At 70.3% G+C, this 17,055-nt stretch carries 15 protein-coding genes; 11 read left to right on the top strand and 4 right to left on the bottom strand.

Annotated features, from left to right (window positions below; all coding sequences use genetic code 11):
* Positions 1–339: 339 nt before the first annotated feature.
* Both ACN9M0_RS06635 and ACN9M0_RS06630 read left to right on the top strand, forming a co-directional pair.
* Positions 340–1,929: an ABC transporter substrate-binding protein gene (locus tag ACN9M0_RS06635; protein ID WP_366041178.1), complete on the top strand. Its 1,590-nt coding sequence runs from the start codon at positions 340–342 to the stop codon at positions 1,927–1,929.
* A 67-nt stretch (positions 1,930–1,996) separates the two neighbouring features.
* Complete coding sequence (locus tag ACN9M0_RS06630; RefSeq protein ID WP_366041177.1) at positions 1,997–3,580, top strand: ABC transporter substrate-binding protein; 1,584 nt, start codon at positions 1,997–1,999, stop codon at positions 3,578–3,580.
* Between the two features lie 64 nt (positions 3,581–3,644).
* Here ACN9M0_RS06630 and ACN9M0_RS06625 read toward each other — a convergent pair whose 3' ends face one another.
* Both ACN9M0_RS06625 and ACN9M0_RS06620 read right to left on the bottom strand, forming a co-directional pair.
* Positions 3,645–4,322 (bottom strand): response regulator transcription factor, encoded by a 678-nt coding sequence (locus ACN9M0_RS06625; protein WP_366041176.1) that lies wholly within the window; start codon positions 4,320–4,322, stop codon positions 3,645–3,647.
* Between the two features lie 58 nt (positions 4,323–4,380).
* Positions 4,381–5,283: a RecB family exonuclease gene (locus ACN9M0_RS06620; RefSeq protein WP_366041175.1), complete on the bottom strand. Its 903-nt coding sequence runs from the start codon at positions 5,281–5,283 to the stop codon at positions 4,381–4,383.
* Positions 5,284–5,406: 123 nt separating this feature from the next.
* Here ACN9M0_RS06620 and ACN9M0_RS06615 point away from each other — a divergent pair, with 123 nt between their 5' ends.
* From ACN9M0_RS06615 to ACN9M0_RS06605, 3 genes are all read left to right on the top strand, one after another.
* On the top strand, positions 5,407–6,597 hold the full coding sequence (locus ACN9M0_RS06615) for a site-2 protease family protein (protein WP_399697707.1): 1,191 nt from the start codon (positions 5,407–5,409) through the stop codon (positions 6,595–6,597).
* 18 nt (positions 6,598–6,615) lie between these two features.
* Positions 6,616–7,503: a tRNA (adenine-N1)-methyltransferase gene (locus ACN9M0_RS06610; RefSeq protein WP_351193250.1), complete on the top strand. Its 888-nt coding sequence runs from the start codon at positions 6,616–6,618 to the stop codon at positions 7,501–7,503.
* A 231-nt stretch (positions 7,504–7,734) separates the two neighbouring features.
* Positions 7,735–8,313, top strand: coding sequence for a hypothetical protein (locus ACN9M0_RS06605; protein ID WP_366041174.1), 579 nt, complete (start codon positions 7,735–7,737; stop codon positions 8,311–8,313).
* 4 nt (positions 8,314–8,317) lie between these two features.
* Here the strand turns inward: ACN9M0_RS06605 and ACN9M0_RS06600 are convergent, their stop codons facing one another.
* Positions 8,318–8,629: a ferredoxin gene (locus tag ACN9M0_RS06600; protein WP_366041173.1), complete on the bottom strand. Its 312-nt coding sequence runs from the start codon at positions 8,627–8,629 to the stop codon at positions 8,318–8,320.
* 240 nt (positions 8,630–8,869) lie between these two features.
* Here ACN9M0_RS06600 and arc point away from each other — a divergent pair, with 240 nt between their 5' ends.
* The 5 genes from arc to prcA all read left to right on the top strand — a co-directional run bounded on the left by arc (position 8,870) and on the right by prcA (position 14,508).
* Entirely contained in the window at positions 8,870–10,636 is a 1,767-nt protein-coding gene (gene arc / locus ACN9M0_RS06595; protein ID WP_399697703.1) for a proteasome ATPase, read from the top strand.
* A gap of 182 nt (positions 10,637–10,818) precedes the next feature.
* Complete coding sequence (dop, locus tag ACN9M0_RS06590) at positions 10,819–12,330, top strand: depupylase/deamidase Dop (RefSeq protein WP_399697701.1); 1,512 nt, start codon at positions 10,819–10,821, stop codon at positions 12,328–12,330.
* 160 nt (positions 12,331–12,490) lie between these two features.
* Positions 12,491–12,703, top strand: coding sequence for a ubiquitin-like protein Pup (locus ACN9M0_RS06585; RefSeq protein ID WP_030315996.1), 213 nt, complete (start codon positions 12,491–12,493; stop codon positions 12,701–12,703).
* Between the two features lie 160 nt (positions 12,704–12,863).
* A complete protein-coding gene (gene prcB, locus ACN9M0_RS06580) occupies positions 12,864–13,703 on the top strand; it encodes a proteasome subunit beta (RefSeq protein WP_426403278.1) in 840 nt (279 codons plus the stop codon).
* A 52-nt stretch (positions 13,704–13,755) separates the two neighbouring features.
* The gene (gene prcA / locus ACN9M0_RS06575) at positions 13,756–14,508 is read left to right on the top strand and encodes a proteasome subunit alpha (RefSeq protein WP_365223025.1); all 753 of its coding nucleotides are present in this window, start codon (positions 13,756–13,758) and stop codon (positions 14,506–14,508) included.
* A 62-nt stretch (positions 14,509–14,570) separates the two neighbouring features.
* On the opposite strand, the gene ACN9M0_RS06570 is transcribed toward prcA, so the two are convergent.
* A complete protein-coding gene (locus tag ACN9M0_RS06570) occupies positions 14,571–15,590 on the bottom strand; it encodes a LacI family DNA-binding transcriptional regulator (protein ID WP_426405285.1) in 1,020 nt (339 codons plus the stop codon).
* A gap of 134 nt (positions 15,591–15,724) precedes the next feature.
* Between ACN9M0_RS06570 and ACN9M0_RS06565 the strand changes: the two genes are divergently transcribed.
* A complete protein-coding gene (locus ACN9M0_RS06565; RefSeq protein ID WP_426403277.1) occupies positions 15,725–17,005 on the top strand; it encodes an MFS transporter in 1,281 nt (426 codons plus the stop codon).
* Positions 17,006–17,055 lie beyond the last annotated feature (50 nt).

The raw sequence follows: 17,055 nt of genomic DNA, 5'->3' as shown, positions 1-17,055 counted from the left end.
CTGTTCCGTGTCTGAAAAGCGGACGTTTCGGCGCCCCCTGTGTCCCGATTGGGTCCATGCCGTCCACAACGTCCGTCGCATGACTATCGAGGCCGACGCATTCATGATCACTCTGCGATTACCCCCCTGCACAGCCCCGGTCAAGGGATACCGGCGCCGCCCACTAATCTTTCGCGAGTACTTCGCCGCATAACCGCGTGCACCGGCGCACACCCAAGTCGCCGTGAACACAGGACCGATCGCAACACCCGGCCCGATCGCTCCCGCCCCGACCGGGCGGCCGGCGGCGGAGTTCCACTGACCGCTGTACCCCAGTGCCGGATGAGGAGATCGTCCCTGATGAACCGCAAGACCCTGGTGCTGCCGGCCGTGGCCGGACTGCTCGCTCCCCTGCTCGCCGCCTGCGGCGGAGCCGAGGACGCCAGAGCGATCGCCGTCGGCACCACGGACCAGTTCATCGCCACCGAGGACGCACCCGCCCCGCTCGACCCGGCCTACGCCTACGACACCGGCGCCTGGAACATCCTCCGCCAGACCGTCCAGACCCTGCTGCACGTGCCCCGCGGCGGCGGCGAGCCCGTCCCCGAGGCCGCCCAGAGCTGCGGCTTCTCCGACAAGGCGAGCGAGAGCTACCGCTGCAAGCTCCGCCCCGGCCTCACCTTCGCCGACGGGACCCCCCTCACCGCCGAGGACGTCAAGTTCTCCGTCGAGCGGGTCCTGAAGATCAAGTCGGACAACGGCACGGCCGCCCTCCTCTCGAACATCGACACCGTCGAGACCCAGGGCACCGACGGGGTCGTCTTCCACCTCAAGACCCCCGACGCCACCTTCCCGTACAAGCTCTCCACCCCCGTCGCCGGCATCCTCAGCAAGGACAAGTACTCCGGCGACAAGCTCCGCGACGGCTTCGACATCGACGGCTCGGGCCCGTACACCATGAAGGTCGAGCGCGAGGGCGACAAGGCCACCCGCTTCGTCTTCACCAAGAACCCGGCGTACAAGGGCGACATCACCCTGCGCAACGACAAGGTCGAACTGCGCCCCTACGCCGACGCCGGCGCCATGGGTGCGGCCCTGGAGCGCGACGACATCGACATGATGGCCCGCTCCCTGTCGCAGAAGCAGATCAAGGACCTCACCGAGACGCCCAAGGACGGCATCCGCGTCACCGAGGTCCCCGGCCTGGAGATCCGCTACCTCGGCTTCAACACCAAGGCCCCCTCGGTCCAGGAGAAGGCCGTACGCCAGGCGATGGCCGCCGTCGTCGACCGCGGCGCCCTCGTCAACCTCGTCTACGGCCCCACCGCCGAGCCGCTCTACTCGCTGATCCCCTCCAGCATCACCGGCCACGCCACCCCCTTCTTCGACGAGTACGGCGAGCCCGACCCCGCCCGCGCCGCCAAGCTCCTCAAGGAAGCGGGCGTGAAGACCCCGGTCAAGGTGACCCTGAACTACACCACCGACCACTACGGCGCCGAGACCGCCCAGGAGTTCGAGGCGCTCAAGAAGCAGCTGATCGCCAGCGAGCTCTTCGACGCCTCCGTCAAGGGCGCCGAATGGTCCCGGTTCCGCACCGAGCAGAAGCGCGGCGACTACGCCGTCTACGGCCTTGGCTGGTTCCCGGACTACCCGGACCCCGACAACTACATCGCGCCGTTCCTCGACAGCGACAACTTCCTCAACACCCCCTACGTGAACAAGACCGTTCGCGAGAAGCTCATCCCGCGCTCGCGCCGCCAGGCCGACCGCAACGCCGCAAGCCCCGTCTACGCGCAGATCCAGAAGATCGTCGCCGAGGACGTCCCCGTCCTGCCCCTGTGGCAGGGCAAGCAGTACGTCGCCGCCCGCGACGACCTCAACGGAGTCGAGTACGCCCTCAACACCTCCTCCGACCTGCTGCTGTGGGAACTGGGCCGCGGCACCGCCTGACCCCTTCGTTGTCCCGGCCGCGCGCCCCTGCGCGGCCGGCCTGACAAGAGATCAAGAGGCAAGTTCTGTGAAGGCACGAAACAAGTGGCTGACGGCCCCCCTCGCCGCCGGCCTGTCAGCCGCCCTCCTCAGCGGCTGCGGCACCGAGCAGGGAAGCGGCTCCGGCGGCTCCGGAGGCGGAGTACGCGTCGGCATGTCCGACGAGATCCTCGCCACCGACCCGGCGGCCGGCTACGACCCCGGCTCCTGGCTGCTGTTCAACAACGTCTTCCAGTCCCTCCTCGCCTTCCCCAAGGGCGGCTCCGAGCCCGAGCCCGAGGCCGCCGACAAGTGCGACTTCTCCGCGGGCAGCAAGGTCTACACCTGCACCCTGCGCGAGGGCCTCACCTTCTCCAACGGCAACAAGCTCACCTCGGAGGACGTCAAGTTCTCCTTCGAGCGGGCCCTCAAGATCGCCGACCCCTCCGGCCCGGCGCCGCTGCTCTCCACCATCGACAGCATCGAGACCCCGGACGAGCGGACCGTCGTCTTCCGGCTGAAGGTCCCGGACGCCACCTTCCCCAGCAAGATCGCCTCCGGCGCCGGCTCCATCGTCGACCACCGCGACTACCCCGCCGACGCGCTGCGCACCGACGGCAAGGCCACCGGCTCCGGCCCGTACAAGCTGGACTCCTTCGGCGACACCGAGGCCACCTTCTCCGCCAACGCCGGCTACAAGGGCAACGCCAAGCCCAAGAACGGCGCGGTCACCCTCAAGCTCTACCGCGGCGACCGCTCCGCCCTCTCCAAGGCCCTCACCGACGGCGACATAGACGTCGCCTACCGAGGCCTCTCCGCTGACGACATCGCCGCCCTCGAGAACTCCGCCAGCACGGCCGACAAGGGCATCGAGGTCGTCCAGGGCAGCAGCGCCGAGGTCCAGCACCTCGTCTTCAACATGAAGGACCCGGTCGTCGGCAAGCTCGGCGTCCGCAAGGCCATCGCCCACCTCGTCAACCGCGAGGCCCTCGTCGAGAACGTCTACAAGTCGACGGCCACCCCGCTCTACTCGATCGTCCCGGCCGGCATCGCCGGACACAACACCGCCTTCTACGACACCTACGGCACCCCCGACAAGGCCAAGGCGAAGAAGGCCCTCCGCGCCGCCGGCATCACCGACAAGGTGAAGCTCACCCTCTGGTCCACGCCCAGCCGCTACGGCCCCGCCACCGACCAGGAGCTCAAGGCCATCGCCGGGCAGCTCAACGCGAGCGGCCTCTTCGAGGCCGACGTCAAGTCCGTCCCGTACGACCAGTACGAGAAGGACATCGCCGCCGGCAAGTACGGCGTCTACGTCAAGGGCTGGGTCCCCGACTACCCCGACGCCGACAACTTCACCAGCCCCTTCTTCGGCGCCGGCAACGTCCTCGGCAACCACTACGAGAACACCACCATCACCGGCACCCTCCTCCCGGAGACCGCCGCCGCCGCCGACCGCGCCGCCACCGCCGACGAGTACGGCCGGCTCCAGGACCTCGTCGCCGAGGAGCTCCCGGTCCTGCCGCTCTGGCAGGGCAAGCAGTACGCCGTCGCCCGCGACGACGTCACCGGCCTCGAATGGACCCTCGACGCCTCGACCGTCTTCCGCTTCTGGGAGATCCGCAAGGGCTGACGACCGGCCGAACGACGGAGGGGCCCGGCGCGCGACACGCGCACCGGGCCCCTCCTCGTACCGGCTACTGGCTCCCGGCCCCCGGCCGCACCAGACCGCTCTCGTACGCGTACACCGCGGCCTGCACCCGGTCCCGAAGCCCCAGCTTCGTCAGCACATGACCCACGTGCGTCTTCACCGTCGTCTCGCTGACGAACAGGTCCGCCGCGATCTCCGCGTTCGACAGACCGCGCGCCACCAGCTTCAGCACCTCCACCTCACGGTCGGTCAAGGTGTTCAGCGTGTCCGGCACCTGCTCCTCGCCCGTCGGCAGATGCGCCGAGTACTTGTCGAGCAGCCGGCGCGTGATCGACGGCGCCAGCATCGCCTCACCCGCCGCCACCACCCGGATCGCCTGCACCAGCTCGTTCGCCGGAGCGTCCTTCAGGAGGAAGCCGCTCGCCCCCGCCCGCAGCGCCTCCACCACGTACTCGTCCAGATCGAAGGTCGTCAGGACCAGCACCTTCGCCGGACCGTCCCGCCCCGGACCCGTGATCTGCCGGGTCGCCTCGACCCCGTCCATCCGCGGCATCCGGATGTCCATCAGCACCACGTCCGGCTGCAGCGCGCGCACCTGCTCCTGCGCCTGCAGACCGTCCCCGGCCTCACCCACCACCGCGATGTCCTGCTCAGCCTCCAGGATCATCCGGAAGCCGGTCCGCAGCAGCGGCTGATCGTCGACCAACAGGACGCGGATCGTCACAAGGGCTCCTTCACGGGACTGAGCTCACGAGGTGCGCCCGCCACGGTGCGGGCCGTGCTCAGGAAGACGGCTGGGCCGGGTCCATTCTGCCCTGCCCGGATTCACCCGACTCCGCCGGGCGCGCGGAAACGATCTTCAGCGGATAGACCGGGGGAGTCCCGCCGAACTCGGGACAGACCGCCTGATGGTCGCACCAGCCGCACAGCTTCGTCGGCCGCGGCCGCCAGTCGCCCGACTCCGTCGCCAGCCGGATCGCGTCCCACAGCGCCAGCAGCTTCCGCTCGACCCGCAGCAGATCCGCCTCCACCGGGTCGTACGTCAGCACCTCCCCGCTGCCCAGATACACCAGCTGCAGCCGCCGCGGGATCACCCGCTTCAGGCGCCACACCACCAGCGCGTAGAACGTCATCTGGAACAACGCCCCGTCGCGGTACTCCGGCCGGGGCGCCTTCCCCGTCTTGTAGTCCACGATCCGCACGTCGCCCGAGGGCGCCACGTCGACCCGGTCGATCACCCCGCGCAGCCGCAGCCCCGAATCCAGCTCCGTCTCCACGAACAGCTCACGCTCCGCGGGCTCCAGACGCGTCGGGTCCTCCAGCGTGAACCACCGCTCGACCAGCGCCTCCGCCTCACCCAGCCAGCCCGCAAGACGCTCCCCGTCCGGATCCTCCGCGAACAGCTCGCCCAGCTCCGGCTTCGACTCGAGCAGCCGGTCCCACTGCCCCGGGACCATCGACCTCGCCCGCGGCGCCGTCCGCTCGACCGCCGGGTCGTCGAAGAGCCGCTCCAGCACCGCGTGCACCAGCGTCCCCCGCGTCGCCGCGGCGCTCGGCTTCTCCGGCAGCCGGTCGATCACCCGGAACCGGTACAGCAGCGGACACTGCATGAAATCGCTCGCCCGGGAGGGCGACAACGACATGGGCGCCCGGGGCTCCGCCGGCACCTGCTCGCTCGTACTCATGACGAAGACCCTACGACCCGCCACCGACAACGAGCGGCATACCATCGACCTGGGACCCCGTCGCACTGCATGATCGAACCGTGACGCACCGACGCGGGTCACACCACGCGACGAAAGGAACCCGTGAACCAGGACGAGCCCAAGCCGCAGCGGACCGAGGAGCCCGGCGGCGGGATCCTCATGGGACGGCCCTTCGGCGTGCCCGTCTACGTCGCCCCCAGCTGGTTCCTCGTCGCCGCCCTCATCACCTGGGTCTTCGGCGACCAGATCGACCGCGTCCTGCCCGAGCTCGGCGCCGCCCGCTACCTCGTCTCCCTCTTCTTCGCCGTCGCCTTCTACGCCTCCGTACTCGTCCACGAACTGGCCCACACCATCGCCGCGCTCCGCTTCAAACTCCCGGTGCGCCGCATCCAGCTCCAGTTCTTCGGCGGCGTCTCCGAGATCGAGAAGGAGACCGAGACCCCCGGCCGCGAATTCGTCCTCGCCTTCGTCGGCCCCCTCCTCTCCCTCGTCCTCGCCGGCGTGTTCTACCTCTCCCTGTACGCCGTCGAACCCGGCACGGTCCCCGGCGTCCTCCTCGCCGGCCTGATGATCTCCAACCTGATCGTCGCCCTCTTCAACCTGCTCCCCGGCCTCCCCCTCGACGGCGGCCGCATGCTCCGCGCCATCGTCTGGAAGATCACCGGCAAGCCCATGAGCGGTACCGTCGCCGCCGCCTGGGTCGGCCGCTTCCTCGCCGTCACCGTCCTCATCGGCCTCCCGCTGCTCACCCGCACCGGCTGGCTCGGCAACTCCACCGAGGACATCGACGGCTTCACCACCGTCACCGACGCCCTGCTCGCCGCCATCCTCGCCGCCATCATCTGGACCGGCGCCGGCAACAGCCTCCGCATGGCCCGCCTCCGCGAACACCTCCCCGAGCTCCGCGCCCGCGCCCTCACCCGCCGCGCCATCCCCGTCGAGCCCGCCACCCCGCTCTCCGAGGCCCTCCGCCGCGCCAACGAGGCCGGCGCCCGCGCCCTCGTCGTCGTCGACGCCGGTGGCGAACCCATCGGCATCGTCCGCGAGGCCGCCATCGCCGCCGTACCCCAGCACCGCCGCCCCTGGGTCGCCGTGAGCACCCTCGCCCAGGACCTCACCGACGGCATGCGGGTCCCCGCCGAACTCACCGGCCAGCCCCTCCTCGACCACCTGCGCGCCAGCCCCGCCACCGAGTACCTCGTCGTCGAGGACAGCGGCGAGATCTACGGCGTCCTCGCCACCACCGACGTCGAACGCGCCTTCGTCCAGGCCATGGCACGACCCTCTTCGTAACCCCGGTACTCTGGTCACATGTCCGAACCGACCGGTGCCGCCCGCCGACGCGGGCCCTTCAAGGTCGGGGACCAGGTTCAGCTGACCGACCCCAAGGGCCGTCACTACACGTTCACGCTCGAAGAGGGAAAGAACTTCCACACCCACAAGGGTTCTTTCCCGCACGACGAACTGATCGGCGCCCCCGAGGGCAGCGTTGTCCGCACCACCGGAAACGTCGCCTACCTCGCGCTGCGCCCCCTGCTCCCCGACTACGTCCTGTCCATGCCCCGCGGCGCCGCCGTGGTCTACCCCAAGGACGCGGGGCAGATCCTCGCCTTCGCCGACATCTTCCCCGGCGCACGCGTCGTCGAAGCCGGCGTGGGCTCGGGCTCGCTCAGCAGCTTCCTGCTCCGCGCCATCGGCGACAGCGGCATGCTGCACTCCTACGAGCGCCGCGAGGACTTCGCCGAGATCGCGAAGGGCAACGTCGAGCGCTACTTCGGCGGCCCCCACCCCGCGTGGCAGCTGACCGTCGGCGACCTCCAGGACAACCTGTCCGACACCGACGTCGACCGCGTCATCCTCGACATGCTCGCCCCCTGGGAGTGCCTGGAGGCCGTCTCCAAGGCGCTCGTCCCCGGCGGCATCCTCTGCTGCTACGTGGCGACCACCACCCAGCTCGCGCGCACCGTGGAGTCCATCCGCGAGTTCGGCTGCTACGCCGAGCCGCAGCCCTGGGAATCCATGATCCGCAACTGGCACGTCGAGGGCCTCGCCGTCCGCCCCGATCACCGCATGATCGGCCACACCGGCTTCCTCGTCACCGCCCGCCGCCTCGCGGACGGCGTCGAGCCCCCGATGCGCCGCCGTCGCCCCGCCAAGGGCGCCTACGGCGAGGACTACGAAGGCCCCAACAAGAGCTAGGTCCCGAAACTGGGCCGCATCCCAGTACCGAGGGCTGACGTTCCGACATTCAGACCGCGCCGCCGCCGAGTTCCCGCCCACGCGGGAGAACTCGGCGGCGGCGTCCTCATGTTGTCCGGCGTGTCGTCCGCCGGCTCCCGGGAGTCGGCCCACCCCAGCTGTTCCGTCCCCCTGTGACGTGTGGCACGATGCCGGAAACCCCGCCGCACCACCCCACAGGAGACGTCGCGCGTGCAGCCCTCCGCCGCCCCGGACCTCGCGGACCTCGCCCACACCCACGCCCGGCCGGCCCACTGGCTGGCCACCGCCACCGCGACCGCCGCGGTCGTCGCCCTCGCCGGACTGCTCCAGCCCGGCCCCGCGGGAGCCGCCGCGGCCCCGGCCGCCGCCCCGCGCCCGGCACCCGCCCCCGACGCCACCGGAGTCGACTACCCCCTGGAATGCGGGGGAGGCCCCAGTACGGTCGCGAAGCGGGTCTCCGGAGACCTCGACGGCGACGGGAACCCCGAGACCGTTGCGGTCGTGCACTGCGAAGCCGGCTCCGGCACCCCGCCGAGCGGCGTCTACGTCCTCACCCGCGGCAAGGAGAACGGCACCCCCGCGCGCGTGGTCGCGACCCTCGTCGCCCCGGAACAGCACCGGAACGTCACCGAGCTCGCCGTACGCGACGGAGCCGTGCGCGCCACGCTGCTCGGCTACTCGTCCCCCGACGTGCCCAGCTGCTGCCCCGACGAGAAGGAGCAGGTCAGCTGGCACTGGCAGAGCGGCGCCTTCGTCCGCGCCGGCCAGGCCGACGCGCGCGGCGCCTGAGCCGTCACTCGGCGTCGGGGCCGTACACCTCGACCTTGTCGGCGACCCGGCGCACATGGATGCAGTCGCCGGGGCACTCCTTCGCGGAGTCCACCACGTCCTGGAGCAGAGGCAGCGGCACGCGCGTGGTGGCACCCGTGTCCTGGAGCAGCTCGTCGTCGGCGCTCTTCACATAAGCGAGCCCGTCGATGTCGAGCTCGAAGACCTCGGGAGCGTACTGCGCGCAGATCCCGTCCCCGGTGCACAGGTCCTGGTCGATCCAGACCTCCAGCGCCTCCTCGGCGCCCGTGGCCGGGGCGTCATGCTGCACGGTCATATCTCCTGCCGTTTCTGCTTCGCGCGATAAGTCGGGCCACCCCTGACGGGTGTTGACCAATGACGACGATACAACCGCCCGCTTTCAAGCGGTGAAGGGTGGGTATTCCCCTGGCGAGAGGGGAAGCGCAAGGGTGAAGATCGGACACACCCCGGAGTCTTTTTGATCTAGGGGTTTCAATCACCACCCACGCAGGTAGGGTCAGGAAGCGTCCAGCTCCCCTTGGAGGAGGTGAGGACCGTGGCAGCCCACGACGACGACATCAACCGCGGCATCCGGCCGGGGCGGGGGTCTGAAGACCCCGCCGGTCAGGTTGCCTATCTCGAGCAGGAAATCGCCGTCCTGCGCCGCAAGCTCGCCGACTCTCCGCGCCACACGAGGATTCTCGAAGAGCGGATCGTCGAGCTGCAGACCAACCTGGCCGGCGTGTCCGCGCAGAACGAACGACTCGCGAACACGCTCCGTGAGGCCCGCGACCAGATCGTGGCCCTCAAGGAGGAGGTCGACCGGCTCGCACAGCCGCCGGCCGGCTTCGGTGTCTTCCTGCAGGCGAACGAGGACGGCACGTGTGACATCTTCACCGGGGGCCGCAAGCTCCGGGTGAACGTCAGCCCGAGCATCGAGCTCGAAGAGCTCAAGCGCGGCCAGGAAGTCATGCTCAACGAAGCGCTCAACGTGGTCGAGGCCATGGAGTTCGAGCGCGCCGGGGACATCGTCACCCTCAAGGAGATCCTCGAGGACGGCGAGCGCGCCCTGGTGGTGGGGCACACCGACGAGGAACGGGTGGTGAGGCTCGCCGAGCCTCTGCTGGACATCACCATCCGCGCCGGCGACGCCCTGCTGCTCGACTCCAGGTCCGGCTACGTCTACGAGGTGGTCCCCAAGAGCGAGGTCGAAGAGCTCGTTCTGGAAGAGGTCCCGGACGTCGACTACGACAAGATCGGCGGTCTGGGCAACCAGATCGAGCTGATCCGCGACGCGGTCGAGCTCCCCTACCTCTACCCGGACCTCTTCAAGGAGCACGAACTGCGGCCGCCCAAGGGCATCCTGCTCTACGGCCCGCCCGGCTGCGGCAAGACGCTGATCGCGAAGGCCGTGGCCAACTCCCTGGCCAAGAAGGTCGCCGAGGTGACCGGCCAGCCCGCGGGGAAGTCCTACTTCCTCAACATCAAGGGCCCCGAGCTCCTCAACAAGTACGTCGGCGAGACCGAGCGGCACATCCGCCTGGTCTTCCAGCGTGCCCGGGAGAAGGCGAGCGAGGGCACCCCCGTCATCGTCTTCTTCGACGAGATGGAATCCCTCTTCCGCACCCGCGGCTCCGGTGTCAGCTCGGACGTGGAGAACACCATCGTCCCGCAGCTGCTCGCCGAGATCGACGGCGTGGAAGGCCTGGAGAACGTCATCGTCATCGGCGCCTCCAACCGCGAGGACATGATCGACCCCGCGATCCTGCGGCCCGGCCGGCTCGACGTCAAGATCAAGATCGAGCGTCCGGACGCGGAGGCCGCGAAGGACATCTTCGCGAAGTACCTCACGGCCACCCTGCCGCTCCACTCGGACGACATCTCCGAGCACAGCGGCTCGAAGGCCGCCGCCGCCCACGCGATGATCCAGTCCGTCGTCGAGCAGATGTACGCGGAATCCGAGGAGAACCGCTTCCTCGAAGTCACGTACGCCAACGGCGACAAGGAAGTCCTGTACTTCAAGGACTTCAACTCCGGCGCGATGATCCAGAACATCGTCGACCGGGCCAAGAAGATGGCCATCAAGGCCTTCCTCGACCACAACCAGAAGGGCATCCGGGTCTCCCACCTCCTCCAGGCGTGCGTGGACGAGTTCAAGGAGAACGAGGACCTCCCCAACACCACCAACCCCGACGACTGGGCCCGGATCTCCGGAAAGAAGGGCGAGCGGATCGTGTTCATCCGCACGCTCGTCACCGGAAAGCAGGGCGCGGACACCGGACGCTCCATCGACACGGTGGCCAATACCGGTCAGTACCTGTAAAACGCGCACCGGCTGCGGATGTCCGGAAACCGGGCATCCGCAGCCGACGCATTCCATCCAGCATTTCCCCCGGCATCACAGGGAAATACCGCAACTGATCTCCCCACCAGCGCGGAGCCGCTCTAGGCTCATCGGTACCGCCGAGTCGCGCACAGTGAGCGCCGCCGGGCAAGGAGGGCCGCATGACCGTACGGCGAGTAATGGGCATCGAGACGGAGTACGGGATCTCCGTCCCCGGACACCCGAACGCCAATGCCATGCTCACCTCGTCCCAGATCGTCAACGCCTACGCGGCGGCGATGCACCGGGCGCGCCGCGCCCGCTGGGACTTCGAGGAGGAGAATCCGCTGCGGGACGCCCGCGGCTTCGACCTCGCCCGCGAGGCCGCCGACTCCAGCCAGCTCACCGACGAGGACATCGGCCTGGCCAACGTGATCCTCACCAACGGGGCCCGCCTCTACGTGGACCACGCCCACCCCGAGTACAGCGCGCCCGAGGTCACCAACCCGCGCGACGCCGTCCTCTGGGACAAGGCCGGCGAGCGGATCATGGCCGAGGCGGCCGAGCGCGCCGCCCAGCTCCCCGGGGCCCAGCCCATCCACCTCTACAAGAACAACACGGACAACAAGGGCGCGTCCTACGGCACGCACGAGAACTACCTGATGAAGCGGGAGACCCCCTTCTCGGACATCGTGCGCCACCTCACCCCCTTCTTCGTCTCCCGCCAGGTCGTCACCGGCGCGGGACGGGTCGGCATCGGCCAGGACGGACGCGAGAACGGCTTCCAGCTCAGCCAGCGCGCCGACTACTTCGAGGTCGAGGTGGGCCTGGAGACCACCCTCAAGCGGCCGATCATCAACACCCGGGACGAGCCGCACGCCGACGCCGAGAAGTACCGCCGCCTGCACGTGATCATCGGCGACGCGAACCTCTCGGAGATCTCCACCTACCTGAAGCTGGGCACGACCGCGCTGGTCCTCTCGATGATCGAGGACGGCTTCATCACCGTCGACCTCGCCGTCGACCAGCCGGTCCGCACCCTCCACCAGGTCTCGCACGACCCGACCCTCCAGTACCTGGTCACGCTCCGCAGCGGCCGGACACTGACCGCGGTCCAGCTCCAGATGGAGTACTTCGAGCTGGCCAGGAAGTACGTGGAGGAGCGGTACGGCTCCGACGCGGACGAGCAGACCATGGACGTCCTCACGCGCTGGGAGGACACCCTCGGCCGGCTCGAGACCGACCCGATGAGCCTCGCCGGCGAGCTGGACTGGGTCGCCAAGCGGGAGCTCATGGAGGGCTACCGGCGCCGCGACGGCCTGGACTGGGACGCGGCCCGGCTGCACCTGGTGGACCTCCAGTACGCGGACGTACGCCCCGAGAAGGGCCTCTACAACCGCCTGGTGGCCCGCGGGCGCATGAAGCGGCTCCTGGACGAGGACGAGGTGGTGCGGGCCGAGACGGCGCCTCCGGAGGACACCCGGGCCTACTTCCGGGGCCGCTGCCTGGAGCAGTACGCCGACGACGTCGCCGCGGCCTCCTGGGACTCGGTGATCTTCGACCTGCCCGGCCGGGACTCGCTCCAGCGCGTCCCGACCCTGGAGCCGCTGCGCGGCACCAAGGCCCACGTGAAATCGCTCCTGGACCGCTGCCGGACCGCGGAGGAACTGGTCCGCGTGCTGTCGGGCGGCTGAACCGGGGGCCCGGTACGGGCCTGAAATACCCCGGCGCTGGGAATCATGGAATCAGTGCCCGGGCGTTGTGGAAACTGCGGGGCCGAAGTCAGACCCGACCTATAGGGTCTGATCTTGTACGGACTCAACCGAGCGGGCCGATTCGAGCGGGGTGAGGGATATGGCGACCAAGGACACCGGCGGCGGACAGCAGAAGGCGACGCGATCCACGGAGGAGGTCGAGGAGACCACCACGGAGGCGAGCTCCGACCTCCAGGAACGCCAGGAGAAGCTGAGCGACGACGTGGACTCCGTCCTGGACGAGATCGACGACGTGCTCGAGGAGAACGCCGAGGACTTCGTGCGCTCCTTCGTTCAGAAGGGCGGCGAGTAGCCGCCTCACGCGCCTGTCGTCCTCCGTCCCCGGAGCCCTGGTGAAAGCCGTGGGTCCGGGGACGGATGACAAGCGGTGGCACGGGTAAGGTCCGTGCACAGCACTCAAGATCAGCCGGTGCCTCCCACGGCCGGCCGACTGTCCCACCGGAAGGAATCGCGTGGAAGCCAACCCTCGAAGCACCGGGCGTCTGCCGGCGGCCTTCCTGACGCCGGGCTCGTCCTCGTTCATCGACTTCCTGGCGGACCACTCGCCGGAGATGCTCCCGGGGAACCGGAAGCTTCCCGAGGGGATCGTCGAGGCGCCGCACGGCACGACCATCGTGGCCGCCACGTTCCCCGGCGGGGTCGTGCTCGCCGGTGACCGGCGGGCGACCATGGGGAACATGATCGCGCAGCGGGACATCGAGAAGGTGTTCCCGGCGGACGAGTACTCGGCCGTCGGCATCGCCGGTACCGCCGGTCTCGCCGTGGAGATGGTCAAGCTGTTCCAGCTGGAGCTGGAGCACTTCGAGAAGGTGGAGGGCGCGACGCTCTCCCTGGAGGGCAAGGCGAACCGCCTCTCCACCATGATCCGGGGCAACCTCGGCATGGCCATGCAGGGGCTCGCCGTCGTTCCGCTCTTCGCGGGCTGGGACGAGGGCAAGGAGAAGGGCCGGATCTTCTCGTACGACGTGACCGGCGGCCGCTCCGAGGAGCACGGTTTCGCCGCCACCGGCTCCGGCTCGATCTTCGCGCGCGGGTCGATGAAGAAGCTGTACCGCGCCGACCTGACCGAGGAGCAGGCCACCACACTGGTGGTGCAGGCGCTGTACGACGCGGCGGACGACGACTCGGCGACCGGCGGTCCCGACATGGCCCGCCGGATCTTCCCGATCCTCACCGTCATCACCGAAGAGGGCTTCCGCAGGCTCAGCGAGGCCGAGTCCTCCGGCCTGGCCCGGTCGGTCACCGAGCGGCGCCTGGAGCAGCCCGACGGGCCGCGCGCCGCCCTGCTCTGACCGTTCGTCGCCCGTAGAAGCCCTTCAGACCGGAAGAAAGGGACGGTAGCCGGTGTCCACGCCGTTCTATGTCTCACCCCAGCAGGCCATGGCCGACCGGGCCGAGTACGCCCGCAAGGGCATCGCCCGCGGCCGCAGTCTGGTCGTCCTCCAGTACACCGACGGCATCGTCTTCGTCGGTGAGAACCCGTCCCGTGCCCTGCACAAGTTCAGCGAGATCTACGACCGGATCGGCTTCGCGGCCGCCGGCAAGTACAACGAGTACGAGAACCTCCGCATCGGCGGTGTGCGCTACGCCGACCTGCGGGGCTACACCTACGACCGGGACGACGTCACCGCGCGGGGCCTGGCCAACGTCTACGCCCAGACCCTGGGCACGATCTTCTCCAGCGCGGGGGAGAAGCCGTACGAGGTGGAGCTGGTCGTCGCCGAGGTCGGTTCCGAGCCGGAGGGCGACCAGATCTACCGGCTGCCGCACGACGGCTCGATCGTGGACGAGCACGGCTCGGTCGCGGTCGGCGGGAACGCGGAGCAGATCAGCTCCTTCCTGGACCAGCGGCACCGGGACGGCATGTCGCTGGCCGAGGCCCTGAAGCTGGCCGTGCAGGCGCTGTCGCGGGACACCAACGGCACCGAGCGGGAGATCCCCGCGGAGCGCCTGGAGGTGGCGGTCCTGGACCGTACGCGTCCGCAGCAGCGCAAGTTCAAGCGGATCGTCGGCCGCCAGCTGTCGCGTCTCCTGGAGGCGGACAACGCGGCGGCGACGAAGACGGACGAGCCTTCGGACGAGGCTCCCGAGGAGTAGTCGGTTCCGCCCCCGAGGGGCTCCGGTCCGTGTGGACCGGGGCCCCTCGGGCTTTTCCGGGCTCAGGAGGCCGGTGCGGGGCCCGAAGAGCCGCGGGGGACGAGGGCCACGGGCAGGGTGACCGGCGGGGCCTGTTCGCCCGCGAGAACGGCGAGGAGCGCCTCCATGCCCCGCCGGCCGAACTCCTCCGCGGGCAGCCGGACCGTGGTCAGCTCGGGCTCCAGCACGGTCGCCAGGGCCATGTCGTCGAAGCCGGTGACCGAGAGGTCCTCGGGGACCCGCAGGCCGAGCCGGCGCGCGGCCTTGCAGACGCCGGCCGCGAGGATGTCGTCGTCGCAGATCACCGCGGTGGGCCGGGCGCCGGGAGCGGCGAGGGCCGTACCGGCGGCCTCCCAGGCGTCCGCGGCGTTCAGCGGCGATCGCACGGTGCGCACGTCCGCGCCGCGCAGGGCGTGGGAGAGCACCTCGGCCCGTACGTCGAAGGTCCAGGACGGGGCCGCGGACGCGAGGTGGAGGAAGCGGCGGTGGCCGAGGGCGAGCAGGTGGTCGGTCACCCGGCGCATGCCGTCGGCTACGTCGAGGTTCACATGGGCGGCGGCACCCGGGTCGGCCGGGTCGCTGTCGAGCATGACGAGCGGGAGGTCGCCGCCCCGGAAGGCCTCCAGGGCGTCGGTCGCCATCGAGGAGGCGATGACGCCGTCGAGGGCGGCCTGCGCCGACGCGAAGGGGTCGCGGGCGGGGCCCAGGCCGTCGGGGGAGGGGTAGAGCACGACGCCGAAGCCGTGCTCCGCCGCGGCGGTGGCGGCGCCCGTGTAGACGTGGGCGAAGAACTCGTTGGTGAGGGCCGGAACGACCAGCAGGGCCGTGCGCGTGCGCCCGAGCCGGAGGTTGCGGGCGGCCAGGTTGGGCCGGTAGCCGAGCTCGGACGCGGCCTCCCGCACGGCTGCCGCGGTGCGCTCGGAGACGCGTCCGCGCCACTTGTCGCCGAGGACGAGGGAGACGGTGGCCTGGGAGACCCCCGCGACCCGTGCCACGTCCCGGCTGGTGGGGCGGGTGCCCCCGAGGGGTTCGTGGGACTGCACGGGAAGCCTCCGCGTGGGACGGTGGTCGAGGGTCGTGGGCGCGGGGTGGACCCGGTTCACGCCGACATGGTACGTATGACTCCGGACGTTATACGTAAAACCTCGGCGTGGTTCCGAGGTGAGGGGAGAGCGACATGGCCACCGAGGCCCCCGCGCACGGCGGCTATCTCGACATACTCCGGGCACCGCACGCCGCCCGGCTGCTCACCGGAACCCTGATCGGGCGCCTGCCCAACGGCACCGGCCCCATCGCCATGACCCTGTTCGTCCGGGACCTGGGCGGCAGCTACACCCTGGCCGGCGGCCTGATCGCCGCCTACGGCGTCTCCAACGCCATCGGACAGCCGCTCCTCGGCCGGGCCGTCGACCTCAAGGGCCAGCCCCGCGTCCAGCTGCCCGCCGCCGTCCTCTCCGCGCTCGGCATGGCCCTCTTCGCCCTCACCGGCATCGGTCACCTGGCCCTCGCCTACGCCGCCGTCGTGATCGCCGGGCTCTTCACCCCGCCCCTGGAGGGCGGCCTGCGCGCGCTGTGGCCGAGCGTCCTGGGCCGCGAGGACCGCGTCCACCGGGCGTACGCCCTCGACGCGGTCGCCCAGGAGGTCATGTTCACCGTGGGCCCGCTCCTGGTGACGCTCCTGGTCGCCCTGCGGTCGCCCGCCGCCGCCCTCCTCGTCATCAACGTCCTGGGGATCCTGGGCGCCCTCGCCGTCGTCCTCTCCGAGCCGTCCCGCACCTGGCGCTCCGCCCCCCGCGAGGCCCACTGGCTGGGAGCCCTGCGCTCGCCCGGGCTCCTCGCCCTCCTGGGCTCGTTCTTCTTCGTCGGCCTCGCCCTCGGCTCCATCACGGTCGCCGCCGTCGCCTACGCCGACGACCGCGGCACCCCGTCCGTCTACGGCTGGCTGATGGCCGCGCTCGGACTCGGCGCGCTGGCCGGCGGCGTCGTCTACGGCGCCCGGCAGTGGGCCGGAGCGCCCGAGCGGCGCCTGCGGGTCCTCGTGGGGCTCCTCGCGGTCTGCTACCTGCCGCTCATGCTCACCCCCGGCCCCGTCGCCATGACCGGCCTCTCGGTCCTCTCCGGGATCTTCCTCGCCCCCGTCCTCGCCTGCGCCTTCATCGTGGTCGACCGGCACGCCCCGCGCGGCACGGTCACCGAGGCGTTCTCCTGGCTCGTCACCACCTTCGGCGTCGGCGCGGCCCTCGGCTCGGCCGTCGCGGGACCGGCGGTCGAACTGGCCGGAACGGTGGCCGGGTTCGCCGTGGCCGGCGCGGGCGGTCTCGTCGCGCTGCTCGTACTGCTCGCCACCGGCCGTGTCCTCGCCGCCCCCGACATGCCGGGCGGTCCCGGCGCCGCCGCGCGACACGCCGTCGGAGAGACCGCCCCCACCGCCGTACACGCCGAAAAGAACGCGCACTGATCGGAAAATGATCGAAACGGGAACGTCCAACCCGGTTTCAGCGCACGCCG

Source organism: Streptomyces sp. R-07 (assembly GCF_049913175.1).
Taxonomy (GTDB): domain Bacteria; phylum Actinomycetota; class Actinomycetes; order Streptomycetales; family Streptomycetaceae; genus Streptomyces.
The sequence above is the reverse complement of the archived record's forward strand: the minus strand, read 5'-3'. Positions and strand labels throughout refer to the sequence as shown.